The 25447-nt window shown below is 66.5% G+C and carries 21 protein-coding genes; 13 read left to right on the top strand and 8 right to left on the bottom strand.

The genetic code is table 11. The features are described from left to right. Positions 1-39 precede the first annotated feature (39 nt). The 8 genes from QEP15_RS02680 to QEP15_RS02645 all read right to left on the bottom strand — a co-directional run bounded on the left by QEP15_RS02680 (position 40) and on the right by QEP15_RS02645 (position 7183). On the bottom strand, positions 40-543 hold the full coding sequence (locus QEP15_RS02680; protein WP_056327811.1) for an outer membrane lipoprotein: 504 nt from the start codon (positions 541-543) through the stop codon (positions 40-42). A gap of 205 nt (positions 544-748) precedes the next feature. Beyond that, entirely contained in the window at positions 749-1690 is a 942-nt protein-coding gene (locus QEP15_RS02675; RefSeq protein WP_152383330.1) for a carbohydrate kinase family protein, read from the bottom strand. 12 nt (positions 1691-1702) lie between these two features. Continuing rightward, positions 1703-3157, bottom strand: a complete 1455-nt coding sequence (locus QEP15_RS02670; protein ID WP_175157404.1) for a DUF3426 domain-containing protein — start codon at positions 3155-3157, stop codon at positions 1703-1705. Positions 3158-3181: 24 nt separating this feature from the next. Next, complete coding sequence (gene prmA / locus QEP15_RS02665) at positions 3182-4114, bottom strand: 50S ribosomal protein L11 methyltransferase (RefSeq protein ID WP_152383328.1); 933 nt, start codon at positions 4112-4114, stop codon at positions 3182-3184. A 111-nt stretch (positions 4115-4225) separates the two neighbouring features. Further along, the gene (gene accC / locus QEP15_RS02660; RefSeq protein ID WP_217618991.1) at positions 4226-5572 is read right to left on the bottom strand and encodes an acetyl-CoA carboxylase biotin carboxylase subunit; all 1347 of its coding nucleotides are present in this window, start codon (positions 5570-5572) and stop codon (positions 4226-4228) included. Between the two features lie 9 nt (positions 5573-5581). Further along, the gene (gene accB, locus QEP15_RS02655; RefSeq protein WP_063951929.1) at positions 5582-6037 is read right to left on the bottom strand and encodes an acetyl-CoA carboxylase biotin carboxyl carrier protein; all 456 of its coding nucleotides are present in this window, start codon (positions 6035-6037) and stop codon (positions 5582-5584) included. An 88-nt stretch (positions 6038-6125) separates the two neighbouring features. Continuing rightward, entirely contained in the window at positions 6126-6560 is a 435-nt protein-coding gene (gene aroQ / locus QEP15_RS02650; RefSeq protein WP_056327805.1) for a type II 3-dehydroquinate dehydratase, read from the bottom strand. Positions 6561-6649: 89 nt separating this feature from the next. Further along, the gene (locus QEP15_RS02645) at positions 6650-7183 is read right to left on the bottom strand and encodes a TlpA family protein disulfide reductase (protein ID WP_217618996.1); all 534 of its coding nucleotides are present in this window, start codon (positions 7181-7183) and stop codon (positions 6650-6652) included. A gap of 97 nt (positions 7184-7280) precedes the next feature. Here QEP15_RS02645 and mpl point away from each other — a divergent pair, with 97 nt between their 5' ends. The 13 genes from mpl to QEP15_RS02580 all read left to right on the top strand — a co-directional run bounded on the left by mpl (position 7281) and on the right by QEP15_RS02580 (position 24359). Next, entirely contained in the window at positions 7281-8651 is a 1371-nt protein-coding gene (mpl, locus tag QEP15_RS02640) for a UDP-N-acetylmuramate:L-alanyl-gamma-D-glutamyl-meso-diaminopimelate ligase (protein WP_217618990.1), read from the top strand. Between the two features lie 110 nt (positions 8652-8761). Beyond that, positions 8762-9361, top strand: a complete 600-nt coding sequence (locus QEP15_RS02635; protein WP_152383325.1) for a YqiA/YcfP family alpha/beta fold hydrolase — start codon at positions 8762-8764, stop codon at positions 9359-9361. Positions 9362-9436: 75 nt separating this feature from the next. Next, on the top strand, positions 9437-11332 hold the full coding sequence (locus QEP15_RS02630; RefSeq protein WP_152383324.1) for a ribonuclease catalytic domain-containing protein: 1896 nt from the start codon (positions 9437-9439) through the stop codon (positions 11330-11332). 910 nt (positions 11333-12242) lie between these two features. After that, entirely contained in the window at positions 12243-12914 is a 672-nt protein-coding gene (locus tag QEP15_RS02625) for a response regulator transcription factor (protein ID WP_056327800.1), read from the top strand. After that, positions 12901-15438: a sensor histidine kinase gene (locus QEP15_RS02620; RefSeq protein WP_152383323.1), complete on the top strand. Its 2538-nt coding sequence runs from the start codon at positions 12901-12903 to the stop codon at positions 15436-15438. Before QEP15_RS02625 ends, QEP15_RS02620 begins: the two co-directional genes overlap by 14 nt. 143 nt (positions 15439-15581) lie before the next feature. Next, a complete protein-coding gene (locus QEP15_RS02615; RefSeq protein ID WP_280148404.1) occupies positions 15582-16679 on the top strand; it encodes an ABC transporter substrate-binding protein in 1098 nt (365 codons plus the stop codon). 137 nt (positions 16680-16816) lie between these two features. Further along, positions 16817-18595: an ABC transporter permease gene (locus QEP15_RS02610; RefSeq protein WP_056327797.1), complete on the top strand. Its 1779-nt coding sequence runs from the start codon at positions 16817-16819 to the stop codon at positions 18593-18595. Beyond that, on the top strand, positions 18588-19676 hold the full coding sequence (locus QEP15_RS02605) for an ABC transporter ATP-binding protein (protein WP_152383322.1): 1089 nt from the start codon (positions 18588-18590) through the stop codon (positions 19674-19676). The genes QEP15_RS02610 and QEP15_RS02605 overlap by 8 nt, the downstream gene beginning before the upstream one ends. 108 nt (positions 19677-19784) lie before the next feature. Beyond that, a complete protein-coding gene (locus QEP15_RS02600) occupies positions 19785-20657 on the top strand; it encodes a TonB family protein (RefSeq protein WP_056327795.1) in 873 nt (290 codons plus the stop codon). After that, on the top strand, positions 20654-21517 hold the full coding sequence (gene aroE / locus QEP15_RS02595) for a shikimate dehydrogenase (RefSeq protein WP_056327794.1): 864 nt from the start codon (positions 20654-20656) through the stop codon (positions 21515-21517). The genes QEP15_RS02600 and aroE overlap by 4 nt, the downstream gene beginning before the upstream one ends. A gap of 5 nt (positions 21518-21522) precedes the next feature. After that, the gene (gene mtgA / locus QEP15_RS02590) at positions 21523-22257 is read left to right on the top strand and encodes a monofunctional biosynthetic peptidoglycan transglycosylase (protein ID WP_056327793.1); all 735 of its coding nucleotides are present in this window, start codon (positions 21523-21525) and stop codon (positions 22255-22257) included. A gap of 93 nt (positions 22258-22350) precedes the next feature. Further along, positions 22351-23529: an LPS export ABC transporter permease LptG gene (gene lptG / locus QEP15_RS02585; RefSeq protein WP_180100372.1), complete on the top strand. Its 1179-nt coding sequence runs from the start codon at positions 22351-22353 to the stop codon at positions 23527-23529. Continuing rightward, the gene (locus QEP15_RS02580) at positions 23526-24359 is read left to right on the top strand and encodes a symmetrical bis(5'-nucleosyl)-tetraphosphatase (protein ID WP_062841565.1); all 834 of its coding nucleotides are present in this window, start codon (positions 23526-23528) and stop codon (positions 24357-24359) included. Before lptG ends, QEP15_RS02580 begins: the two co-directional genes overlap by 4 nt. The last annotated feature ends 1088 nt before the right edge of the window (positions 24360-25447 follow it).

The following is a 25447-nucleotide window of genomic DNA, read 5'->3' as shown; positions in this document are numbered from 1 at the left end:
CTTTTTCGTACAGCGAGCTTTCCAAACGGTCGGCGCGGATTACATCGGCGTGACGCGGGTCGGACCGGCGCCGCTGATCACCTGGACACGCTGGCCCACGCTGACGGGCACGTCGGCTTCCTGGGCGACGACACGCGTTTCGCCGTTGTCCAGGCGCACCGTGATCTCCAGGCCGGAGTTCGTCTGCGCGCGGTTTTCAACGGCGTTGCCGGCCAGGGCGCCGAGGATGACGCCGCCCACCGTGGCGATCGTGCGGCCCGTGCCGCCACCGATTGCGTTACCGGCCACACCGCCCAGCGCGCCGCCGGCCACCATGCCGACGCCGCTGGACTTGTCGTTCTGAATGACGATCGGACGCACGCCAGTGACCGTACCGGTGCGGACGATCTGTTCGCGCTGCGCTTGATCGTAGCTATAGACACCGCTGGAGGCGCTGCGATTGGCGCAACCGCCAAGCACGGCCATCGACGTCACCACGGCCGCGACAGCCAACCAGCGGCCAGTGCGCGGCGTCACCAGGGAAATAGACTTTATATGATTCATTTGGACTCCTCATTCGGGCACGGCCGACGGTAACTGATGATACTCCGAGCGCAACGCCCGGCAAGTGCGCCAGCAACAGACTGAAACCCTCCGCCAGAAGCTGCAAAACGGGCCGGGAAACAACGGGCTACAGCCCGTTGCCATTGCGCATGGATTGGCCTTCGACTCGTGCTGCGTGCGCCGGTTCCCGGGAGTCCTTTTACGGTCAGGCGGGCAGATGGATGCCGTACGTGGCGTGCAGCACGGCGTCGATCTCGCCGCGCGTAGGCGCGTGGTTTTGCGGGCCGCGCGAGGCGATCTTGATGGCGCCCATCACGTTGCCCAGACGGCAACTGTCTTCCCAGTTCCAGCCGCTGGTCAGGCCATACAGCAGGCCGCCGCGCTGTGCGTCGCCGCAGCCCGTGGGATCGACCACCTGCGACGCGCGCACCGGTTCGATCTGGATGGTCTTGCCTTCGGTGTGCAGGGTGGCGCCTTCGGCGCCGCGCGTCACGACGACGGCCTGCAGGGAACGGGCGATGTCCGCGACGCTGCGGCCGGTGCGCTGCTCGACCACGCCGGCCTCATAGTCGTTGACCGTGAGCGCCTGGGTCAGCTTGAGCATGCGCTCCAGGTCCGCGCCGTCAAAGAGCGGCATGGCCTGGCCCAGGTCGAAAATGAAGGGGATGCCGCGCTTGTTCAGGCGCTCGGCATGGGCAAACATGCCTTCCTTCGCATCCGGCGCGACGATGGCCCAGGCGGCGTCGGCATCGCTCAGGTCGTTCTGCGCGGCAAAGGACATGGCGCCCGGGTGGAACGCGGTGATCTGGTTGTCGTCCAGGTCGGTCGTGATGAAGCACTGCGCGGTGAAGGTGTCGGGGATGACCTTGACGCGGCTGACGTCGACGCCCAGGTCCGACAGGCGCTGCATGTACTCGCCGGCGTCTTCGCCAACGGTGGCGACCGGCACGGGTTTGCCGCCCAGCAGGTTCATGTTGTAGGCGATGTTGCCCGAGCAGCCGCCGAACTCCTTGCGCATGCTGGGCACCAGGAACGACACGCTCAGCGACTGAATGCGGTCGGCAAGAATGTGTTCCTTGAAGCGTCCTTCGAACACCGCGATGGTGTCGAACGCCATCGAACCGCAGACCAGAACAGGGGTTGCCATGCTTGTCATCCTTTACGGAAAAAACTTGTCGAGTTGGTAGCCATTGACCTGAACGCCGGTCACTTCAATGGGGACGGAAATCTTCAGGGCGCCTTGCGGGCCGAACGGGCCGGCCAGCTGCTGCGGCGTGAGGTAGTCTTCGGGCATCAGCACCTTGCGCACGACCACCGTGTCCGAGAGATCGTTCAGTTCCAGCACCAGCGCCGGCCAATACTGCGGCTTGTCGTAGCGGTTGTGCAGCATCACGGTCAGCACCAGGCGGGTACGGCCATCGTCGATGGCGGCGGCGCCCGTTGGCGGCTGCAGCGACGACGAGGAAATGCTGATGAGATCGCGCCGGCGCGCGTAGCCAACGGTGCAGTCCAGCGGCTTGCAGACGGCTTCCAGGACCGGGCGCAGCGCCGGCACGGAGTTGGCGATGTCGGTGCGATACGCGTACAGCAGTTGCAGCGCCAGTGCGATCAGGCCCACGAGGCAGGCGTAGCCCCACAGCTTGCGCACCAGGCCGCTGCGCTCGATGCGGTCCTGGTCCAGGAATTCGGGCGGCGCCCGGCCCACGTCCGTGGCGCTGGAGTAACGCGTGCGGGTGTCGCCCAGTACCGGCTCGTGCGCGCCGGCATCCCGGTCGTCGTCTTGATCGTATTCGTCGTCGCGCTCGAGGTCCCGCACGTCGTCGTACGCGTCGTCGTAAGTGTCGTCGTGCCGGTCGTCGTGCGGGTCGTCGTGCGAGTCGTCGCGCAGACCTTCGCGCGGATCGTTGTACAGGTTGTTGCGCTCGCCGGTTGACGCGCGGCCGGCGCGCCAATCCAGCGTCGGCTCGTCCGATCGGCGGGCAACGATGGGTTCCTGGCGATACGCCGGAAGCGGGTGCGCGGGCGCAGCGCGAGGTGGCTCGGGCGCGCGCAGGAACGGCTCACCGTCCTCGTCGGCGTAATCGTCGTCTTCGATGTCGTCGTCGGCGGCGGCTTGCGGCTCGGTGCGCTTGCGAATGTCATCACGGCCACGCAGCACGGCGGGCGGCACCGCCGGCGCGGACGGCATCGTGGGCGCGGACCGGACCATGGGCGCGGGCGGCGCCTCGGGTTCGTCTTCCCAAGGCAGGACGATACGTGGTTCTTGGGGCTGGGGCGGCGCGGCCGGCGCGGGCGGCTTGGGCGGCGCGACTGCTGGCGCTCGCGCAGGGATGGCGGGCGGCGCGTAGGCGGGTTCAGGAATCGGGGCGGCGGGTGGGTGCGGCTCGGGCGCGGCCAGCACCGGCGCGGCGACGGCCGCGGCGGAAGACGGCAGCGGCGCACTGGCCGGCGCTGTCGCTACAACAGGCGCGCCCGGCGCGGACACCAGACACGCACGGCCGTCGAACACGGTGGAGCAGGCGCCGCAACGCACCAACCCATTGCGGACCCGAAGCTGGTCGGGCACCACCTTGAAAGACGTGCCGCACTGCGGGCAGCGGGTGGTCAGAGCCATGAGGCGTGCTCCTGCTGCCGCAGCTTAAGGCTTGCGGCCGTGCAGGCACACCCAGCCGTCGCGCGCGCGCCAGACCGACATGGCAAGCCACGGCGCGTAAGCGGCGGCGACTTCCTCGGCCTGACGTTCGAGCACGCCCGACAGCACCAGATGGCCGCCCGCGGCGACGCGGCCGGCCAACATGGGCGCCAGCACCTTCAACGGATTGGACAGGATGTTGGCGACAACCACTTCGAACGTTCCGTCGGCCAGCGCATCGGGCAGCATGGCCTGCAGTTCGACCTTGTTGACCTCGGCGTTGAAGACCGTGCTTTGCACCGCCTGCGCGTCGATGTCGACCGCCTGCGTGGGGCCAGCGCCCAGCTTGCGCGCGGCGATGGCCAGAATGCCCGATCCGCAGCCATAGTCCAGCACGGTCGCGCCGGCAGGCAGTTCGGCTTCCAGCCAGGCCAGGCACAGGTGCGTGGTCGGATGGCTGCCGGTGCCAAAGGCCAGACCCGGGTCCAGTTCGATATGGATGGCGCCGTCCTGGTCCGGCGCGGCCGCGGCGTCCATGCCCGGCACGTCGGGATTGTCGCGATGCCAGCTGGGGACGATCCAGAGCCGCTCGGCAATGTGGATCGGGCCGAACTGCGATTGCGTCAGGCGCACCCAGTCGGCGTCCGGCACGTCGCGCAGGCTCCAGCCGTCAAAGACTGACGCTTCGAGCTCTCCGGATTGCGCGGCTTCTTCCATGATCTGCGCGGGATCGGCTCCGTCCGGCAGCAAGGCGACGACGCGGTTGCGGTCCCAGGCCTGGACGTCGGGCTCGGTGCCGGGCTCGCCGAACAGGGGACGCTCGACGTCGGTGCCGAAGTCGGCGTCTTCGACGGAGACCGACAGCACGCCGGCTTCGAGCAACGCATCCGACAACGCTTCGGCCTGCGCCTCCGAGCAATGGAGCACGAGTTCACGCATGATTATTTCTCTTCCATCTGGTCAACGGGCCGCGGCATGCGCCGCGGCCCGATCAACCTTAAAACATCTACAAGGCAAAACGCAAAAGGGGCCGTGAGGCCCCAAAGTCGGTCAGGGACGCTGCGCCAACTTGTGTTCCAGATAATGGATGCTGGTGCCGCCTTCAATGAAGCGGGCGTCCTGCAGCATTTCGCGATGCAGCGGGATGTTGGTGGAAATGCCTTCCACCACCATTTCCGACAGCGCGATGCGCATGCGGGCCAGCGCCTGGTCACGCGTGTCGCCGTAAGTAATGACCTTGGCAATCATCGAATCGTAGTTCGGCGGCACGAAGTAGCCGTTGAACGCGTGCGAATCGATGCGAACGCCAGGACCGCCCGGCGTGTGCCAGTTCGTGATGCGGCCGGGGCTGGGCACGAAACGGAACGGATCTTCCGCGTTGATGCGGCATTCGATCGCATGGCCCTTGAACGCGATGTCGCGCTGGCGCAGCGCGAACTTTTCGCCGGCGGCGATCAGGATCTGCTGCTGCACCAGGTCGATGCCCGTGATCAGTTCGGTGACCGGGTGTTCCACCTGGATGCGGGTGTTCATTTCAATGAAATAGAACTCGCCGTTTTCATACAGGAATTCGAACGTGCCCGCGCCGCGATAGCCCATCTTGCGGCAGGCGTCGGCACAGCGATCGCCAATGCGCTCGATCAGGCGGCGGGCAATGCCGGGCGCCGGCGCTTCTTCGATCACTTTCTGGTGGCGGCGCTGCATGGAGCAGTCGCGCTCGCCCAGCCAGACCGCATTGCGGCCGCCATCGGCCAGCACCTGGATTTCGATATGGCGCGGGTTCTCGAGGAACTTCTCCATATAGACTTCCGGGTTGTTGAACGCGGCGCCTGCCTCGGAACGCGTCATCGTGACGGCGTTGAGCAGCGCGGCCTCGGTGTACACCACGCGCATGCCGCGGCCACCGCCGCCGCCTGCTGCCTTGATGATGACCGGATAGCCGACTTCGCGCGCAGTGCGCAGGATTTCCTGCGGATCTTCGGGCAACGCGCCTTCCGAACCCGGCACCACCGGCACGCCGGCTTCGATCATGGCGCGCTTGGCGCTGACCTTGTCGCCCATCAGGCGGATCGTGTCCGGACGCGGGCCGATGAACACGAAGCCGCTCTTCTCGACGCGATCAGCGAAGTCGGCATTTTCGGACAAGAACCCGTAACCCGGGTGGATTGCCTCGGAATCCGTGACTTCGGCGGCCGAGATGATGGCCGGCATGTTCAGGTAGCTTTCACGCGACGGCGCGGGCCCGATGCACACGGATTCATCGGCAAGGCGCACGTACTTGGCTTCGCGGTCGGCCTCGGAGTGGACGACCACGGTCTTGATGCCCAGCTCGCGGCAGGCGCGCTGAATGCGCAGGGCGATTTCGCCCCGATTGGCGATCAGGATTTTTTCGAACATGTTCAGCTATCAGCCAATGACGAAGAGGGGTTGACCGTACTCGACGGGCTCACCGTTTTCGACCAGGATTTCTTTGATGACGCCGGCCTTGTCGGCTTCGATTTCATTGAGCAGCTTCATGGCTTCAATGATGCACAGCGGATCGCCTTCCTTGACGGTGGCGCCGACGTCGACGAACGGGGCGGCGCCCGGGTTCGGCGAGCGGTAGAACGTGCCGACCATCGGGGCCTTCACGACGTGGCCTTGAATGACCGGGGCAGCGGGCGCGGCCGGTGCGGCGGCGGGCGCGGCGGCAGCCACGGGCGCGGCGGGCACGCCGGCTTCGGGCTGGTGGTAGGCCACCGGCTGCAGGGTCTGCGAGAACTTGACGATTCTGACCTTGCCTTCGCCTTCGGTGATTTCCAGCTCGGCGATGCCCGATTCAGCCACCAGGTCGATCAGGGTTTTGAGTTTTCGAAGATCCATAGAAGCTGCTTCCCGAGATAGTGTCGGCGTCGCCCCAGCGTCGGGTTCGCGCCGTATAAGATGTAAAAGCGTTGAATTTGGTGCGAGATCAGTGCCGCACTGCGTATCGCAGCGCGGCCTCGTAGCCGTCCGCGCCCAGGCCGCTGATCAGGCCCTGCGCCAAGTCGGACAGATAAGAGTGATGCCTGAACGGCTCTCGCTTATACAGATTGGACAAATGTACTTCAATAAATGGGATCGCGACCCCGGCCAGCGCATCGCGAATTGCGACGCTGGTGTGCGTGTAGGCCGCTGCGTTGATGATGATGAAGTCCGTGCCGTCCTGCCGTGCCGCCTGAATGCGGTCAACCAGCGCACCTTCGTGATTGCTTTGCCACGCAGTCAGCGTGGCGCCCAATTCACCCGCGAGCAACTCGAGACGCTCATTGATCTGGGCCAGAGTAAGACTGCCGTAGATATGAGGTTCCCGGGTGCCAAGCAGGTTCAGGTTCGGGCCATGCAATACCAGTATGTTTTGCGCCATGCGCGTGCCAAATTGTGGATTGCCAATTGTTGGCAAAACAGCCGATAAACCAGCTTTTTACGCCAATTCCTACTATTTGTCCAACAGACTTACGCCTTCAGCGCCGCCAGCGTGCGACCCAGGTCATCGGGCTGGACTTCACCCAATATCTTCCGGTTAATGCTGCCATCTGCATTGAAAACGATGGTAAAAGGCAGCCCTCCGCTGGGATTTCCCAATTTGCGCAGGGTATCGATGGCGCCAGCGCCGATCACCCACAGCGGGTACGAAACCTGTATTTTCTCGACAAATTTTTGCATGTTGGCTGCAGTATCGACACCGAAGCCAACAAAGCGCACATTCGGGTATTTTTTCTGCAAGGCATCCAGCGCCGGCATTTCCTTTACGCACGGCGCGCACCACGTGGCCCAGAAATTGACCACGATGGGCTGGCCCTTCCAGCCTTCCAGCGAATGCGAAGCGCCGGCCAGATCGGGCAGCTTCATCTGCTTCAAGGCGGCCACCGGATCGCCGGCGTCGGCTGGCGCCGCGGCGTCCTGGGACTTGCGTCCCATCAGCGTGTAGCCGCCCGCGACAGTCGCGGCCACGGCCACGGCGGCGGAAAGAAGTAGGCGTCTATTCATGGCGCGATGATAACCGTTGCGGCCGTTTTTCGCCGCACCCGCGCGGCGCCGGCTTGTCGCGGCGCTATATATACAATGCAGGGCAGGAGATTTATCAATGCACCTGCACATTCTTGGCATCTGCGGCACCTTCATGGGCGGGCTGGCGCTGATCGCGCGCGCCGCCGGCCACAAAGTCACGGGTTGCGACGCGGGCGTGTACCCGCCGATGAGCACCCAGCTTTCCGAACAGGGGATCGAACTGATCGAAGGCTTCGGCGCGGAACAATTGGCGCTCAAGCCGGACTTGTACGTCATCGGCAACGTGGTCAGCCGCGGCAATCCGCTGATGGAAGCCATTCTGGAATCCGGGGCGCGCTACGTGTCCGGTCCGCAATGGCTGGGCGACAACATCCTGCCGGGCGCGCATGTGCTGGCCGTCGCCGGCACGCATGGCAAGACCACCACCAGCTCGATGCTGGCCTGGGTGCTGGAAGCCGCGGGCCTGGCGCCCAACTTCCTGATCGGCGGCGTGGCGCAGGACCTGCGCGTTTCCGCCCGCTACGATCCGGCGCGTCGCCCCTTCGTGATCGAAGCCGACGAATACGACACGGCATTCTTCGACAAGCGGTCCAAGTTCGTCCACTACCGGCCCCGGACCGCCATCCTGAACAACCTGGAATACGATCACGCCGACATCTTCCCCGATCTGGCTGCCATCGAAACCCAGTTCCACCACCTGGTGCGCACGATCCCCGGGTCGGGCCGCATCGTCCGGCCGACGCACTCTGAGGCCCTGGACCGCGTGATTGCGCGAGGATGCTGGTCCGATACCGTCACGTTCGGGGCCGACGGCCATTGGCAGGCCTCGCCGCCCGACGCGGAAGGCGCCTTTGAAGTCATCCGCGCCGGCGAGCGTGCCGGCACGGTGCGCTGGACGCTGACGGGCGAACATAACCGCATGAACGCGCTGGCCGCCCTGGCCGCCGCCGAGCACGTCGGCGTGCCGGCAGAACAGGGCATCGACGCCCTCACCCGCTTCGGTGGCGTCAAGCGCCGCATGGAACTGCGCGGGACGGTCAACGGTATCAAGGTCTATGACGACTTTGCCCACCACCCCACCGCCATCGCCACCACCCTTGAAGGTTTGCGCCGCCAGATTGGCGCCGCGCGCATCCTGGCCGTGCTGGAGCCGCGTTCCAACACCATGAAGCTGGGCACCATGGCCGCCCGTCTGCCCGAGGCCCTGGCAGACGCCGACCTGGTGTTCTGCTTTGGCGCCAACGAGGGCAAGCATGCGCTGGGCTGGAACCCGGACGAGGTGCTCGCGCCCCTGGGCGGCCGGGCTTCCAGTTACGATGACATCGGCGCGCTCGTGGCGGCGGTCGCCGGCGCCGCCCGCCCGGGCGACCAGGTGCTGGTCATGAGCAATGGCGGCTTTGGCGGCATTCATGGCAAGCTGCTGGACGCGCTGCAGGCGCGCGGCTGAATCCGCCGCCGGCCGATCGCGCGGGCCCAGCCGGAACCGGCAGGCCCGCCCGACCGGCCTCAAGGCCAGCTCCAGCCGGCCTCCCGCAACGCAGACGGAAACAGCAAGCAATGATTCTCTATCTACACGGTTTCCGGTCGTCGCCTGATTCCTTCAAGGCGCGCATGATGGCGGGCGCCATGGCCGAGCGCGGCCTGAACGAGGCCTGGGCCTGCCCGCAACTGCCCGCCAGCCCGCGGGAAGCGATCGACCTGGCAATGGGCATGGCGCGCGACCGGCTGGCCAACGCCGACTCGCCGCGCGAATTGACCGTCATCGGCTCGTCGCTGGGCGGTTTCTACGCCACCTGGATCGCCGAGCAGCTGGGCTGCAAGGCCGTGCTGCTGAACCCCGCCGTCAACGCCGCGCGCGACCTTGCCACCCAGGTCGGCGAGCACCACATGTATCATTCCGGCGCGCCGTTCGTTTTTTTGCCCGAGTATGTGGCTGAACTGGCCGCCATCCATGCGCCGCGCATCACGCAGCCCGACCGGTATTTCCTGGTCGCCGCAACGGGCGACGAAGTGCTGGACTGGCGCGAAATGCGCGACCGGTACGCAGGCTGCCGCCAGCGTATCGTGCAAGGCAGCGACCACGGCTTGTCCGATTTCGCGGACTGGATGCCGGAAGTGCTCGAGTTCGCCCTAGGCGGCAAGCCGGTACGCCCTTGATAATCAATATCGACTTTCAACACCCCTAAAGCTGCGCAAGGCGGCGCGAGGCCGCCGCCCAGGACGATCCCCACCATGTATGTGTTTTACGAAGACGACGGCAGCTTCAAGGCCGGCCATATCCTGTCCGAGACCGACGCCAGCCTGCAGGTGGAGTCAGAATCGGGCAAGCGCAGCAAGATCAAGCGCGCCAACACCCTGTTCAACTTCGCGTCGCCGGACCCGGCGACCCTGATGAGCCAGGCGGCCGCCACGGCCGAAACCCTGGACCTGCAATTCCTGTGGGAATGCGCGCCTCAGGAAGAATTTGACTCGCCCGCCCTGGCCGCCGATTACTTCGGCCACGCTCCTACGCCCGTCGAACAGGCCGCGCTGCTGATGCGCCTGCACGGCGCGCCGGCTTACTTCCATCGCCGCGGCAAGGGCCGCTACCGCCCTGCTCCGCCCGACATCCTGGCCGCCGCGCTGGCCGCGCTGGAAAAGAAGCAGCGGCAGGCCGAGCAGCAGCAGGAATGGGTCGACGAAATGGCCGCCGGCCGCCTGCCTGAGCCGATCGCGCAGGCCGCCGAATCGCTGCTGATCCGCCCGGACAAGAACTCGCAGCAATGGAAGGCACTGGACGCCGCATGCGCCAAGCTGGGCAAGACCCCGGACCGCCTGCTGCTCGAACTGGGCGCCTGGCCGCACGCGCTCGCGCTGCACAAGCGCCGCTTCCTGGCCGTCAACTTCCCGCGCGGACTGGCCTTCCCCGACGTGGAACTGCCCCCCATCGACCGCGAACTGCCGCTGGCCGATGCCGAGATCTACTCCGTGGACGACGTCACCACGACGGAAATCGACGATGCGCTGTCGGTCTCGACCCTGCCGGACGGCCGCGTGCGCGTCGGCATCCACGTCGCCGCGCCGGGCCTGTCCGTCACCCGCGACAGCGACCTGGACAAGCTGGCCCGCGCCCGCCTGTCCACCGTCTACATGCCCGGCGACAAGATCCCGATGCAGCCGGACAGCGTCATCCAGGCGTTCTCCCTGGACGCCGGCCGCGAAGTGCCCGCGTTGTCGCTGTACGTCATCGCCAATTCCGAAACCGGCGAAGTCATCGAATCGGAAACCCGCCTGGAACGCATCGTCGTGCGCGAGAACCTGCGCCACAACATGCTGGACACCCAGGTCACCGAGGCAAGCCTCGCGGACCCGACGGCCGATCTGCCCTACGGGCACTGGCTGCGTCCGCTCTGGAAGCTGGCCCAGGCCTTGTCGGCGCAACGCGAAAATGTGCGCGGCAAGCCGGAGAACAACTCCCGGGTCGAATACAGCTTCTATCTGGACGGCAACCCCGACGATCCCGACACGCCTGTGCGCCTGGTCCCGCGCCAGCGCAACGCGCCGCTGGACCGCATGGTCGCCGAGTACATGATCCTGGCCAACAACCTGTGGGGCGGCCTGCTGAACCAGCACGGCGTGCCTGGTATCTACCGCTCGCAACAAGCGGGCCGCGTGCGCATGAGCACGCAGGCGCTGCCGCACGAAGCCATTGGCGTCCCGCAATACGCGTGGAGCACGTCGCCGCTGCGCCGCTATGTCGACCTGGTCAACCAGTGGCAGCTGATCGCCGCGGTGGAACACGGCGTATCCGCCCGCCTGATCGCCCCCTTCAAGCCGCGCGACGCGGACCTGTTCGCCATCATCGGCGCCTTCGACGCGCAATACGCCGCCTGGGCCGAGTTCCAGAGCGCAATGGAACGCTACTGGTGCCTGCGCTGGCTGAAACAGAACGGCGTGACGCGGACGGTGGCGCATGTGCTGCGCGAGGATCTCGTGCGGTTTGCGAATGCGCCGCTGGTGACTCGGGTGGGTGGGATGCCTGAGTTTGAGCGGGGGACGGCTGTTGAAGTGGATATTCTGGGGATGGATGAGTTGTCTCTGGAGTTGGATTGTCGGTTTGTGGGCGAAGTTAAAGGGGAATCTGCGTAGGTCGCGGTTGGTTTTCGTCGGTCGCGTAACGTCTTCGTAGGTCGCCCGACGCCGCGGTCACCGTGCTGCCAGGGTCTTTGGTATGTGGCGCTGTAAGACCTGTGGTCAGGTAAGGGGATTTGCGGGGCCGCCGAATTGCTGCCGCCCGGGCGGCGGCAATCGGCATCGGGGCGGTGGGACGTCGCGAGGGGTGCGCTTCGCGCTGGCGGTGATTGGTTTGCTAATGGTCCGCCTCACGTTGGGGGTGGGCGGTGATGGGCGGCGCGGCGACGGGTCGCTACAGCTTGCCGATCTGTTCGCGCCGCCCATCGGGCACTTGAGTTCAAGGGACGATTAGCGGCGACTGGTGACGTTACCGCGCGCGTGCTGATCTCTCTCGCAAAGGTGTCTGACACCCTTGAAGCGCTCCTTCAAGCTGGAAGACCATTTATACGGGTGTCAGACACCTGGTGAGGCGCACGTACCTACGCGCGAAGCGTCATCATCCAAACGCAAGACGCCGCGTAAGTCTCCGGAGGCCGCCCGCGCGGCCGAACGGAGACGGGCTACGCAAGATGTTTCTGGCCCGAGACAATCCGCGCAAAAATGCCAAGCACACTGTCCGCCCCGGAGGCCTGAAGATTTCTACTGCCAGAGTCCGGTGCGGTGGCGGCCCGGGGTGCGCGGGGCGTCGATAAGCCCGAGGGAATCTGAAGGGAGCCGAAGGCGGACGAAGATGACGAAGGGGGAGTCCGGAGCGAAGGCTCCGGACCGCAATCGTGGCCCCGCGCGCCCCGGGCCGCCGCCGTGCCGGACGCCTCAAGAACTCAATCTTCAACCGCCCAAAGGTTTCCAAGCACCACCAACACACCGCACATCAACGCCCCCCGTTAAACTCCCCAGAAAAAAGCACAACAAAGGAGGAGCAAACATGCGCATTCTGCTGGTCGAGGACAATCTCGATCTTGGCGATGCCGTTGAGAGCAAGCTGCGTTCGGCGGGTCATAGTGTGCAGTGGGTGCGTGATGGCGTGCAGGCGTTGCGTTGGGGGTTGGATGAGACCTGGGACGCACTCGTGCTGGATATCAATTTGCCCGGCAAGGATGGATTCACGCTTATCCGAGAGTTGCGGGCGGCGGGTCTTGAGGCGCCTGTGCTCGTCATGACGGCACGCGCCGAGATCGAAGACAAGATCGACATGCTGGATCTGGGCGCTGATGACTACCTGGTCAAGCCGTTCGATCTGCGCGAACTGGAAGCCCGGCTGCGCGCCTTGTTGCGGCGGCCTGCGGGGCAGACCACCAGTGTGGCGCATTACGGCAATCTCAGTCTGGATCTGGCGAATCGGCATGTCGAACTGGCCGGCACGCCGCTGGAGTTGGGGCGGCGGGAATTCCGGTTGCTTGAGATCCTGGTCGGCAAGCTGGGCCAGACCGTTGCCAAGGAACGCCTCATGAACCAGATCTTCGACCTGGACGACGGCTCGCTCAATGCGCTTGAGCTGCTTATCTCGCGGCTTCGCAAAAAGCTTGCAGGTGCGTCCGTGGATATCGTCACCGTGCGGGGCGTCGGGTATCAGGCCCGCAGCCATGAACATCCCTGAAAGCTTCTCCATCCGCCAGCGCGTCTTCACGTTGGGCGCCGTGCTGCTCGCCTGCGCGCTCATCGGGCTCGTGTTCTTTTTGCGCGGTTATGCCCAACGCGCCGCCGAGCAGGCGTTTGACCGACTGCTCGCGGCCTCGGCGCTGACCATTGCCGGGTCCGTCCAGATCGAAGACAACGAAGTCACCGTCGAGCCGCCCGTGTCCTCGCTGGCGATGCTTTCCGGCGGCGAGCGTGTGTTCTATGAAGCGCGCACTTCAAACGGCAGGCTCATCACCGGGTACGGCGACCTTGCGCCCGGCCTGCCCCTCGCGCAGTCGGCCACGCCCGTTTTCACCTATCTGAGCTATCACGACGAACCCATCCGCGTCGCGACCGTTGGCCGCCTGGTCTCGGCCAGCCAGCATGCCGGCTGGGTCACCTTGCGTGTCGCCGAGACGCTGGGCTCGCGCGAGGCGCTGGCCGGCGAGATTCTTGGCCGCAGCGTGCTGCCGCTGGTCGTCGTGTCCCTGGTCGCGCTGGGCCTGTTGTGGTTTGGCGTGCAGCGCGCCTTCGCGCCGCTTGCCGTCGTCGAACGCGAACTGCGGCGGCGAGCGCCGGATGACCTGGAGCCGCTCGTCAAACCCGTCCCGCGCGAAGTGCGGCGGTTGATCGAAGCGCTCAACGGCTTCATGCAGCGGTTGTCTGGCGCCATGGACACGCTTAACACCCTGGTCGCCGATGCCGCGCACCAGGTCCGCACGCCCCTTGCCTCGCTGCGCGCGCAAGCCGAGGTAGCGCTGGACGAGACCGATCCGCAGCGCTTGCACGCCCGGCTCGAACGCATCCATCTGAACGCCACCCACGCCAGCCAGCTCATCAACCAGCTGCTCATGGACGCCACCATCACCCACCGGCTCGGCAAGGGCGCCCGCGCGATGGTCGGCGTGGCGGAAACCGTCAACGAAACGCGCCGCCGCATTGGCCCGTTGGAGGCGCAGCGGCTGCGCATCGCCATTGCGCCCGAAGTGCGCCGCGCGCGCATCGCCGGCGATCGGATCGCGCTGCGCGAAATGTTGCGCAACCTGGTCGACAATGCCCTGCGCTACGCGCCGGACGGGCCGGTTGATATCCAGGCCACGCCCGTTGCCGGCTATCGCGTCGCGCTCACTGTCTCGGACCGCGGCCCAGGCGTGGCCGACGACGAGAAGGAATCGGTGCAGCAACGTTTCTCGCGCGGCCGCGCCGGGGAAACGCTGCCCGGATCCGGACTGGGACTGGCGATCGTGCGGTCCGTTGCAGTGGCCCACGGCGGGTCGCTGTGGCTGCTGGACCGGCCCGGCGGCGGCCTGACGGCCCGCGTCGTCCTGCCGCTGGCGCGTGCCGGGGCCAACCGCGCGCTGATGGCAGCTGCTGCCGCGGTCTGCGCCGCCAGCCTGCTGCTGGCCGCGCCGTCCGCCGACGTGCGGGCCGCGGACGTCGAGGTGACCGGCGCGGCTGCTCCACCCGCCGCACCGCAGGTTGCCGGCATCCCCGAGATAATCACCCGCTATCCCGCGCCCCAACCGTCCTCGCGCGTCCTCACCATCGCCGGCCCCACGGACACGCCCGTCGTCGCCCCGCTGATCCAGGGTTTTCAGTCGCATCGCCCCGACGTCAGCGTCGTGTACCGCGAAATGGGCAGCCGCGAGCTCTACGAAGCCGCCATCGAAGGGCGATTGAAGGATGTGGACGTCCTCATGAGTTCCGCGTCGGACCTGCAGATCCGGCTTGCCAACGATGGCTATGCGCTGAGCTATGCCTCGCCCTACGCCGCGCGGCTTCCGTCGTGGGCCATATGGCGGCACGAGGTCTACGGCTTCACGTTCGAGCCCGCCGTCTTCGTCTACAACCCCAAGCGCTTCGCGGAAGCTGAAGTGCCTCGCTCGCGCCAGGACCTGCTGCGCCTGCTGGAGCAGGATCCGTTGCGCCTGCGCGGTCGCATCGGCACCTACGACATTGCCGCCAGCAGCGTGGGCTATCTGCTGGCCGAACAGGATGAGCTCGTCTCTTCCAACTTCTGGGGGCTGGCCAACGCCATGGGCCAGGCCGGCGTGCGGCTGGCGGCCACCAGCGCCGAAATCCTGGACGCTATCGAGCGCGACGAACTCGACATCGGCTACAACATCCTTGGCTCTTACGCGCTGTCGCGCCAGGCTGCGGGCCGGCCCATCGGCGTGGTGTTTCCGCAGGACTACGTGCTGGTGCTGGCGCGCTCGGTCCTCATCGCGCGCACCGCCCCCAACCCCGACCTCGGCCGCGCCCTGGTCGACTGGCTGCTGTCGCCCGCCGGCCAGCAGGTGGCTTCCAGCCATGCCGCGCTGGGGTCCATCATGGAAGACACGCCGGGACGGTGGACGTCGGAAGCCGTGCTGGCGCGGTCGCAGGGCATCGTGCAGCCCGTGGTGCTGAGCCCCGCGCTGCTCGTCGGCCTGGACCAGCGCCGCCATTCCCGGTTCGTGCAGAACTGGATCCGGCTCGTCACCGACACGCCGCAGCGTCCGTAACCCGGCGCGCAGGCGTGGCCCAGGGATTTCCCCTAGCCGCCGCCTGCCGCCATGACAGGACGACGACAGACGCGCACTCCTAAGATGGCTGCACGCGGGCCCCAGAGCCCGCATCAAGCCAAATCCAATCGGAGACAACACCCATGCTTGCCAAGTCCAAACTGGCGGCCGCCTGCGCCGCCGCATTCGCCATCGCCTCGGGCAGCGCCTTCGCGCAGGCTGTGCCGGCGGGCTATCCGGCCGACTACCAGAAGGTCCTGGACGGCGCCAAGAAGGAAGGCAAGGTCGTCATCTATTCGACCACCGACACCAAGGCCGCCGGCCCCATCATCAAGGGCTTCGAAGCGATGTATCCGGGCGTCAAGGTCGAATACAACGACATGAACAGCACCGAGCTCTACAACCGCTACATCAGCGAACAGGCGGCGGGCGGCGGCAGCGGCGACATCGTCTGGAGCTCGTCGATGGACTCGGCCCTGAAGCTGGCCACCGACTACGCGCTGAAGTACAAGTCGCCCGAGGCCGGCAAGCTGCCGTCGTGGGCCGTCTGGAAGGATTCCGCCTACGGCACGACCTACGAGCCGGCCGTCTTCATCTACAACAAGCGGCTCATTCCCGCCAATGAAGTGCCCACCACGCACGGCGCGCTGGCCAAGCTGATCGCCAGCCAGCCCGACAAGTTCAAGAACAAGGTCACCACCTACGACATCGAGAAGTCCGCGGTCGGCTTCATGCTGGCGGTGCAGGACAAGGCCAACGATCCCAAGTACTTCGAGACCCTCAAGGACATCGCCAAGGGCGGCCTGGTCGTGCAGTCGTCCACCGGCACCATGATGGAACGCGTGTCCTCGGGCGAAAACCTGATCGGCTACAACATCCTGGGCTCGTACGCGGAGACCCGCGCCAAGAACGATCCGTCGCTGGGCGTGGCCTACCCCACCGACTACGCGCTGGTGCTGTCGCGCGTGGCGTTCATCAGCAAGAAGGCGAAGAACCGCAACGCCGCCAAGCTGTGGATGGACTACCTGCTGTCGCAGAAGGGCCAGGAAATCATGGCCAACCAGGCCGACCTGGCGTCCGTTCGCGACGACATCGAAGGCGACAACGACGTGGACGGCATGACCAAGAAGCTGGGCGCCTCGCTCAAGCCGATTCCGGTCGACGAAACGCTGCTGGACTACCTGGACCAGAACAAGCGCCTGGAATTCATCAAGCAATGGCGGGCCGCAGCGGGCAAGTGATGCCCGGGCTCCGGGCGGCCTCGCGGCCCGGAGCCGCCGCAAACGCAGCGGACGGCGCGCCGTCCGCCTGACCCTGCCCCGGGGCCCTCGTCCCCGGCGGCGCGGCCACCGCGTCCTTCAAGACCACAGGATTTCCCATGCAGTCATTGCGCAGAAAATGGCAGTCCCTGCCACGCGGCGTGGTGGTGCTGATCACGGCGCTCGCCATCTACGTGCCGCTGTCGTTCATCATCATCCAGAGTTTTCTCTCGGCGCCCTTCTTTGCCCCGTCCAAGACCTGGAGTCTGGACGCCTTCCGCTTCATCTTCGCGGACCCCGATTTCTACAAGGCGCTACGCAGCGGCTTCATTCTCGCGTTCGGGCTGGCCGCCATCGCCATTCCGCTGGGCGGCATGCTGGCGTTCCTGATGATCCGCACCGACCTGCCGGGCCGCCGCTGGATCGAGCCGCTGATCCTGGTGCCGGTGTTCGTGTCGCCCATGGTGCTGGGCTTCGGCTACGTGGTCGCCGCCGGCCCCGTTGGCTTTTTCTCGACCTGGACGCAGAACATTCTGGGCTTCGTGCCCTGGAACGTCTATTCGCTGACCAGCATCGTCATCATCGCCGGCCTGACGCACGTGCCGCACGCCTACCTGTACATCTCGTCGGCGCTGCGCAGCATGGGGTCCGACGTGGAAGAGGCCGCGCGGGTGACCGGCGCCTCGCCGCTGCGGGTGATGGTGTCCGTCAGCCTGCCCATGGTGCGGCCGGCCATGCTGTACGCCACCGTGCTGCTCTTTTTCCTGGGCCTGGAAGTGTTTGGCCTGGTGCTGGTGCTGGGCGACCCGGAAGGCAACCTGGTGCTGGCCACCTACCTGTACAAGCTCACCAACAAGCTGGGCATCCCGTCCTATCACCTGATGGCCGCGGTGGCCGTGGTGCTGATCTGCATGACGATCCCGCTGGTGATGCTGCAACGCCGCCTGATGCGCACCGCCAACCGCTTCGTCACCGTCAAGGGCAAGGCCTCGCGCGCGCGGCCGCTGCCGCTGGGCAAGTGGCGCTGGGTCGCGGGCGGGGTCGTGGCGTTCTGGCTGTTCGTCACCATCATCGTGCCGCTGACGGGCGTCTTGCTGCGCGCGTTCGTGTCCAACTGGGGCCTGGGCGTGTCGCTCTTTGACGTGCTGTCGCTGGACGCCTTCCGTACCGTGTTCTCGCAGCCCAACCTGATGCGCGCCATCGTCAACTCGGTCGCCATCGGCGTCTTCGGCGGCGCGCTTGCGGTCATGTGCTACATGTTCGTGGGCCTGGCCATGCACCGCAAGCCGGACAACGTCACGCGCTTCATGGACTACAGCGTGCTGGTGCCGCGCGCCGTGCCGGGCCTGCTGGCCGGCCTGGCGTTCTTGTGGGTGTTCCTGTTCGTGCCGATGTGGCTGGACAACGCGCTGGACGTGGACGAAGGCGGCTGGCTGTCGGCCCTGCCCTTCGCCGAATGGCTGCGCGAGAACTTCGTCGAATGGCTGCGCGCCCTGCGCAGCACCATCTTCAGCGTGTGGCTTGCGTACACCGTCGTGTGGATGGCCTATGGCTTGCGGCTCATCTCGTCGACCCTGCTGCAGGTGGGGCCCGAACTGGAAGAGGCCGCCCGCAGCGCCGGCGCGCGCCGCGGCCAGGTCACCCGCCACGTCACCGTGCCGCTGGCCAAGTACGGCCTGATCGGCTCGTGGCTGCTGATGTTCCTGATCTTCGAGCGCGAATACTCCACCGGCGTCTACCTGCTGTCGCCCGGCACCGAGACCATCGGCTCCATGCTGGTGTCGCTGTGGGCCTCGGGCGCCATCGACATCGTGGCCGCGCTTTCCTTCATCAATATCGTTCTGGTCGTGATCGGCCTGGGCATCGCCCTGCGATTCGGAGTCAAACTTCATGATTGAGCTTTCTGTAGAAGACCTGCACCTGGACTACGGCGACAACCCGGTGCTCAAGGGCGTGTCGATGCAGCTGCGCCAGGGCGAAGTGGTGTCCCTGCTGGGGCCCTCGGGCAGCGGCAAGACCACGTTGCTGCGCGCCGTGGCCGGCCTGGAAGGCCCCAAGCGCGGCCGCATCACCATCGGCAACCGCGTCGTGTACGACGGCGCGGCCCGCCAGGAAATCCCGGCCGAAGAGCGCAACCTGGGACTGGTGTTCCAGTCGTATGCGCTGTGGCCGCACAAGACCGTGTTCGAGAACGTTGCCTATCCGCTCAAGCTGCGCAAGACACCGGGCGCCGAGGTGCGCGAGCGCGTGCAGGCCGTGCTGGACCAGCTGGGCCTGGGCAAGCTTGGCCAGCGCCACCCGCACGCGCTATCCGGCGGCCAGCAGCAACGCGTGGCCATCGGCCGGGCGCTGGTGTACAGCCCGCCCGTCATCCTGCTGGACGAACCCCTGTCCAACCTGGACGCCAAGCTGCGCGAGGAAGCGCGCGCCTTCCTGCGCGAACTCATCATCCGCCTGGGCCTGTCCGCACTGATGGTGACGCATGACCAGAGCGAAGCCATGGCGATCTCCGACCGCATCCTGCTGCTGAACAACGGCAAGATTGAGCAGCAGGGCACGCCGCAGGAAATGTACGGCGCACCGTCCACCCTGTTCACGGCCGAATTCATGGGCAGCAACAACCGGTTGGATGGCAAGGTCACCGAGCTGCGCGACGGGCAAGCCCGCATCGAAGGGCCCGGCTGGTCGCTGTGGGGCAAGGCCGGCGCGGACGTCGTGGCGGGCCAGGATGCCACCGCGGTCATCCGGGTCGAGCAGGTGCGCCTGGCCGACGACCCGGAGGGCAACCACGTCGACATGCCGCTGCTGACCAGCATGTATCTGGGCGACCGCTGGGAATACCTGTTCCGCACGCCGGACGCCGATCCGGCCCGCAGCCTCGCCCTGCGCGCCTACGGTCCGGAAGGCCGCGAGCCCGGCCCCTGCCGGCTTGCGCTGCCCGCCAGCAAGGTCTGGATCTTTTCCCGGCCGACCGCCTGATCCGGTCTAGACCGTCCGTCCGAGGGCTGTTACAGCCGTCGGACGGAGCGCACCGCGCCCCTGGACTCGCCTTACAATGCGCAGGTGCAACACGCAGATTCCCCCTCGATGCTGAGCCGTTACCTGTGGTGGCTGGGCCAACCCGCCCAGCACTACCTGCGTATCGGCATCGCGATATCGCTGTTGGTGCACGCCGGCGCGCTGGCGTGGCGGTTCAGCGCGCCCGCGCAGACGCGGCCGCCCGTGACCAGCCTGGAAGTCGTGCTGCTGAACGCCCGCAGCGAGACGCCGCCTGAAACCCCGCGCACCGTGGCGCAGAACCAGATGACCGGCGGCGGCAACGCCGACCGCGGCGTGTCCACCACCCCGCTCCCCCAGACCGGCAGCTCGGCCGAGACCATCGTGCTGGAAGCCATGCGCCAGCGCCAGGTGCAGCTCGAAGCTGAACAGGCCCGGCTGATGACCCAGTTGCAGTCGCCGCACAACGCCGGCCCCGAGCGCCAGGCGGTCAATCCGTGGCCCGATGGCGCCGATGTCGGCCAGGACGCCCAGGATCAGGCCAGCGTCATCCAGAACGCCCAGGTGGCGGCGCTGGCGGCGCGGGTCCAGCAATACAGCGCCGAACCGCGCAAACAGTTCATCGCGCCCTCCGCCGACGCGTCCCGCTACGCCGCGTATCTGGATGCCTGGCGCACGCGCATCGAGACGGTCGGCACCCAGCATTACCCCGACGAAGCCCGCGGCCGCATCTACGGATCGCTGCGCATCACGGTGTCGGTCCGTGCCGATGGCAGCATCGCCGAGGTCGAGATCGACCAGCCTTCGCCGCATGCGGTCCTGAACCAGGCGGCGCGCCGCATCGTCCAGCTGGCCGCGCCCTTCCCCCCCTTCCCGCCCGATATCGCCCGCGATACGGACGTGCTGGTCATCACCCGCACCTGGCATTTCGTCAACGACACTCTGGAAACACAGGCCCCATGACCGAGGCGATTCCTCAAGCCCGCTACGCCGTCATCGGCAATCCCATCGCGCATAGCCGCTCGCCTCAGATCCACGCCATGTTTTCGCAGCAGACCGGCAAGCCGTTGCGCTACGAGCGCCTGCTTGCCCCGGTGGATGGCTTTGCCGGCGCCGTCGCCGAATTCGTGGCCGATGGCGGGCTGGGCCTGAATGTCACCGTGCCGTTCAAACTTGAGGCCTACGCCCTCGCGGCGGACCACCTGTCGGCCCGCGCGCGGCTGGCCGGCGCCGTCAACACCCTGTCGTGGCGCGATGGCGTCTGGCACGGCTGCAACACCGACGGCGTTGGTCTGGTCAACGACCTGCTGCGCCTGGGCGTGCGCCTGGCGGGCGCCAACGTGCTGCTGGTCGGCGCCGGCGGCGCGGCGCGCGGCGTCCTGCAGCCGCTGGCCGAGGCCGGCTGCGCCCGCATCCACATCGTGAACCGCACGGCCGCCCGCGCCGAGGAACTGGCCGCGGCCTGGCGCGCCAGCGGCGTATCACCGCAGACCCAAGTCACCGCCGGCGCCCTGGCGAGCGCCGCCCTGCCCGGCGGCTGGAATCTTGTCATCAACGCCACCGCCAGCGGGCTGCAGAACGCCGCCCCCGACCTGCCGCCGGGGCTGTACGCCGACGGCGCCGCCGCCTACGACATGATGTACGGCGCGCAGCCCACCGCCTTCATGCAGCAGGCCAAGGCCGACGGCGCCGCGCTGACCGCCGACGGGCTGGGCATGCTGGTCGGCCAGGCGGCCGAAAGCTTTTTCATCTGGCACGGCGTGCGCCCGGATGCGGCGCCCGTCCTGACGGCGCTGCGCGAGGCGCTGGCCGCCGGTAGCTGAACGGCATGGCGACCCGAACTGGCCGCAGCGGCGGCCGAAACTGGTTCCGTATCACCACCGGCTTGCTGATGGCGCTGGTGTGCGCCGTCCTGCTGTACCAATTCTGGCTGTTCGCCCAGGTGGTCTGGTACAACTACCGCGACCCGGGCAGCAGCGCGATGATGCGCGAAGAGCTGTCGCGTCTGCGCAAGGAAGACCCGGGGATCGAGCTCAAGCACGAATGGGTGCCCTACGACAAGATCAACCGTTCGCTCAAGCGCGCGGTGATCGCGTCCGAGGACGCGAATTTCACGGACCACGACGGGATCGAATGGGACGCCATCCGCAAGGCCTGGCAATACAACCAGAAACAGGAAGAGGCCGGGCGCTCCAAGCGGCGCGGCGGCTCCACCATCACCCAGCAGCTGGCCAAGAACCTGTTTCTGTCCGGCTCGCGAAGTTACCTGCGCAAGGGCCAGGAACTGGTCCTGGCCTACATGATCGAACACGTCATGAGCAAGGAACGGATCCTTGAGCTCTATCTGAACGTCGCCGAGTGGGGCGTGGGCGTATTCGGCGCCCAGGCCGCCGCCAAGCATTATTTCAATACCACCGCCGCCAACCTGGGCAACGCCCAGTCCGCCCGGCTGGCGGCCATGCTGCCCAATCCGCGCTTCTACGACAGCCATCGCAAGTCCAATTACCTGAACTCCCGCGTCGGCATCCTGACGCGCCGGATGCAGCTGGTCGACATCCCCTGAAAGGGGAATGGGACGATTCGATCCTCCCGGCCGTCTTCGGGCTGCGGGATTTGTTAAGCTTTCACGTTTACGCGCTCCATTCCTTTTTCCTCCATGCGTACTGCACGTCGCTACCTGGCCCGCGAGGTCTATCGCTCTTGCGCAGTGGTCCTTCTGGCCCTGCTGGGCCTCTTCACGTTCTTCGCTTTGGTGGACGACCTGGACAACGTGGGCGACAAGTTCTCCATGATGGCCCTGCTGTACATGCAGGCGCTGGCGATCCCCACCCGTCTCTATGATCTTCTGCCCATCGGGCTCCTGATCGGCGCCATCCTGGCGCTGGCGGGCTTGGCCCAGCGCAACGAACTCGTCATCCTGCGGGTTTCCGGCGTCAGCGGCATGCGGCTTCTGCGGATGCTCTGGATCGTCACCATCCCGCTGATGATCGGCGCGGGCCTGCTGTCCGAATACGTGACGCCCTGGGCCGAGGTCAAGACCGGCGAGGCCAACCTGATGTTCCGCGGCAAGGCCGGCGGCGATCGCTTGAAGAGCGGCTACTGGTTCAAGGAACCCACCGCCAACGGCGGCACCCGCATCATCAACATCGCCGAACTGAAGGGCGACGGCCAGGTGGCGGGCGTCACGCTCTACGAATTCAAGAAAGACCTGACGATGACGGCGCTGTCCACCGCCCCCACGGGCACGTTCACGCGGGGCGACCTGGTGCTCAAGGACGTCTCCGAGACGCGCCTGGACGCCGAGGCCGCCGAGGCGCTGGCCAACGCCCGGCCGCCCAAGAATCCGCCCGCCACCGTCGTCAAGCTGCCCGAACGCTCCATCGACACCACCCTCAGCGCCGAACGCCTGCTGGCCCGCGTGCTGACCCCCGAACGCATGTCGATCGTCACGCTCCTCGACTACGTGGAATACCTGCGGGACAACCAGCTTCAATACGGCCGCCAGGTCGTCGCCCTGTGGCGCAAACTGGCCTACCCCTTCACCCTGATCGTGATGATCACCATCGCCGCGCCCATCGGCCTCATGCAGACCCGCCGCGGCGGCGTCGGCGCCAAGGTGTTCGTGGGCATCCTGCTGGGCGTGGCCTTCTTCATGCTGAACCAGCTTGCGCTGAACGTGGGTATGCTGGGCAAGTGGCCGCCCTGGCTTACCGCCCTGGGCCCGAATCTGGGCGCCATGGCGCTGGCGCTGGGCGCCATGAGCTACATGGAATACCGCCACACCATTACCCGTCTCATCCAGCAACGTTGGCCTTGGAGCAAGAGTCCCGCATGAACGGCAGTATCTGGATGATCGGCGACGTGCAGGGGTGCTGCTCGCCGCTGGATCGCTTGCTGTCCCACCCCGAACTCGTCGGCGACCCCAAGTCGCGCTTCTGGTTCGCTGGCGACCTGGTCAACCGTGGCCCGCAGTCGCTCGAAACCTTGCGCCGCATCATCGACCTGGGCGACCGCGCCACGGTGGTCCTGGGCAACCACGACCTGCACCTCCTGGCCGCGGCCGCGGGCGTACGCAAGCCGTCCAAGTCCGACACGCTGGAATCCATCCTGCGCGCACCGGACGCCACGGACCTGCTCAACTGGCTGCGCTCCCGCCCGTTGGCGCACTTCGAACAGAACCACCTGCTGGTCCACGCAGGCACGCTGGCCAAGTGGGACGTCGCCAAGACGCTGGCCCTGGCTGGCGAAGTCCAGGACGCGCTGCGCGGCCCCAACTGGCAGAAGGCGCTTCAAAAGATGTACGGCAACGAGCCGGCCACCTGGAAGGAAGACCACAAGGGCGGCAAACGGATGCGGGTGATCATCAACGCGCTGACGCGGATCCGCCTGTGCACGCCCAACGGACACATGGAGTTCGCGACGAAGGTGACGCCGGGGGCTTGGCCGCCCGGGTTGGTGCCTTGGTTCGATGTGCCTAACCGGGCGACCCGTAACGTGACGACGGTGTTCGGGCATTGGTCGACGCTGGGGTTGTTGCAACGGCCGGATGTGATTTGCCTGGACACCGGATGCGTGTGGGGCGGGTCGTTGACGGCTTTGCGATTGCAGGATCGGAAGGTCGTGCAGGTTAAGTGTTCTCAGTTTCAGGATCCGATGGCGGAGTGAGGGCTGGCGGGTGTTTTGGCGGGGTTCTTCTGTTCTTCTGTTCTTCTGTTCTTCTTAGGCCGTTCCCGGTTGGATCTTCGTAGGTCGCGTACCGTCTTCGTCGGTCACACGACACGGCGGATCTTCGTCGGTCGCGTACCGTCTTCGTAGGTCGCCCGACGCCGCGGTCACCGTGGGCACGATCGCCCACGATTGCGGTCCGGAGCCTTCGCTCCGGACTGCCCCGTCGTCATCTTCGTCCGCCTTCGGCTCCCTTCAGATTCCCTCGGGCGCATCGACGGCGCTCGCACCCACGGTGACCGCGACGCCGTGCTGCCAGGGTCTTTGGTTTGGGGCGCTACAAGACCTGTGTTCAGGGAAGGGAATTTGCGGGGCCGCCGAATTGCTGCCGCCCGGGCGGCGGCAATCGGCATCGGGTCGGTGGGACGTCGTGAGGGGGTGCGCTTCGCGCTGGCGGTGATTGGTTTGCTAATGGCCGCCGTCACGATGGGGGGTGGGCGGTGATGGGCGGCGCGGCGACGGGTTGCCACAGCTTGCCGATCTGTTCGCGCCGCCCATCGGGCACTTGAGTTCAAGTGACGATTAGCGGCGACTGGTGCCGTTATCGCGCGGCGCTGATCTCTGTCGCAAAGGTGTCTCGCGCGGGTGCTGACCACTCTCGCAAAGGTGTCCGACACCCCTGAAGCGCTCCTTCAAGCTTGAAGGCCATCTATACGGGTGTCCGACACCTGGTGAGACGCACGTACCTACGCGCGAAGCGTCATCACCACGCCGCAAGACGCCGCGTAAGTCTCCGGAGGCCGCCCGCGCGGCCGAACGGGGACGGGCACCGCAAGATGCTTCTAGCCCGAGATACTCTGCGCTAAAACGCCAAGCACGCCGACCACCCCGCCGGCCGTCAGATTTCTATTGCTCGAGTCCGGTGCGGTGGCGGCCCGGGGTGCGCGGGGCGTCGATAAGCCCGAGGGAATCTGAAGGGAGCCGAAGGCGGACGAAGATGACGACGGGGCAGTCCGGAGCGAAGGCTCCGGACCGCAATCGTGGCCCCGCGCGCCCCGGGCCGCCACCGTGCCGGACGCCCCAAGAAC

Source organism: Achromobacter mucicolens (assembly GCF_029866465.1).
Classification (GTDB): Bacteria; Pseudomonadota; Gammaproteobacteria; order Burkholderiales; family Burkholderiaceae_B; genus Achromobacter; species Achromobacter mucicolens.
The sequence above is the reverse complement of the archived record's forward strand: the minus strand, read 5'-3'. Positions and strand labels throughout refer to the sequence as shown.

Excerpts from the sequence above, each read along its gene's own strand:
- accB (WP_063951929.1), bottom strand. The coding sequence starts at position 6,037 with ATGGATCTTCGAAAACTCAAAACCCTGATCGACCTGGTGGCTGAATCG.
- mpl (WP_217618990.1), top strand. The coding sequence starts at position 7,281 with ATGCACCTGCACATTCTTGGCATCTGCGGCACCTTCATGGGCGGGCTG.
- QEP15_RS02680 (WP_056327811.1), bottom strand. The coding sequence starts at position 543 with ATGAATCATATAAAGTCTATTTCCCTGGTGACGCCGCGCACTGGCCGC.
- QEP15_RS02610 (WP_056327797.1), top strand. The coding sequence starts at position 16,817 with ATGCAGTCATTGCGCAGAAAATGGCAGTCCCTGCCACGCGGCGTGGTG.
- QEP15_RS02625 (WP_056327800.1), top strand. The coding sequence starts at position 12,243 with ATGCGCATTCTGCTGGTCGAGGACAATCTCGATCTTGGCGATGCCGTT.
- aroQ (WP_056327805.1), bottom strand. The coding sequence starts at position 6,560 with ATGGCGCAAAACATACTGGTATTGCATGGCCCGAACCTGAACCTGCTT.
- QEP15_RS02600 (WP_056327795.1), top strand. The coding sequence starts at position 19,785 with ATGCTGAGCCGTTACCTGTGGTGGCTGGGCCAACCCGCCCAGCACTAC.
- lptG (WP_180100372.1), top strand. The coding sequence starts at position 22,351 with ATGCGTACTGCACGTCGCTACCTGGCCCGCGAGGTCTATCGCTCTTGC.
- prmA (WP_152383328.1), bottom strand. The coding sequence starts at position 4,114 with ATGCGTGAACTCGTGCTCCATTGCTCGGAGGCGCAGGCCGAAGCGTTG.
- QEP15_RS02635 (WP_152383325.1), top strand. The coding sequence starts at position 8,762 with ATGATTCTCTATCTACACGGTTTCCGGTCGTCGCCTGATTCCTTCAAG.
- mtgA (WP_056327793.1), top strand. The coding sequence starts at position 21,523 with ATGGCGACCCGAACTGGCCGCAGCGGCGGCCGAAACTGGTTCCGTATC.
- QEP15_RS02620 (WP_152383323.1), top strand. The coding sequence starts at position 12,901 with ATGAACATCCCTGAAAGCTTCTCCATCCGCCAGCGCGTCTTCACGTTG.
- QEP15_RS02670 (WP_175157404.1), bottom strand. The coding sequence starts at position 3,157 with ATGGCTCTGACCACCCGCTGCCCGCAGTGCGGCACGTCTTTCAAGGTG.
- QEP15_RS02615 (WP_280148404.1), top strand. The coding sequence starts at position 15,582 with ATGCTTGCCAAGTCCAAACTGGCGGCCGCCTGCGCCGCCGCATTCGCC.
- QEP15_RS02605 (WP_152383322.1), top strand. The coding sequence starts at position 18,588 with ATGATTGAGCTTTCTGTAGAAGACCTGCACCTGGACTACGGCGACAAC.
- QEP15_RS02630 (WP_152383324.1), top strand. The coding sequence starts at position 9,437 with ATGTATGTGTTTTACGAAGACGACGGCAGCTTCAAGGCCGGCCATATC.
- QEP15_RS02675 (WP_152383330.1), bottom strand. The coding sequence starts at position 1,690 with ATGGCAACCCCTGTTCTGGTCTGCGGTTCGATGGCGTTCGACACCATC.
- aroE (WP_056327794.1), top strand. The coding sequence starts at position 20,654 with ATGACCGAGGCGATTCCTCAAGCCCGCTACGCCGTCATCGGCAATCCC.
- accC (WP_217618991.1), bottom strand. The coding sequence starts at position 5,572 with ATGTTCGAAAAAATCCTGATCGCCAATCGGGGCGAAATCGCCCTGCGC.
- QEP15_RS02645 (WP_217618996.1), bottom strand. The coding sequence starts at position 7,183 with ATGAATAGACGCCTACTTCTTTCCGCCGCCGTGGCCGTGGCCGCGACT.
- QEP15_RS02580 (WP_062841565.1), top strand. The coding sequence starts at position 23,526 with ATGAACGGCAGTATCTGGATGATCGGCGACGTGCAGGGGTGCTGCTCG.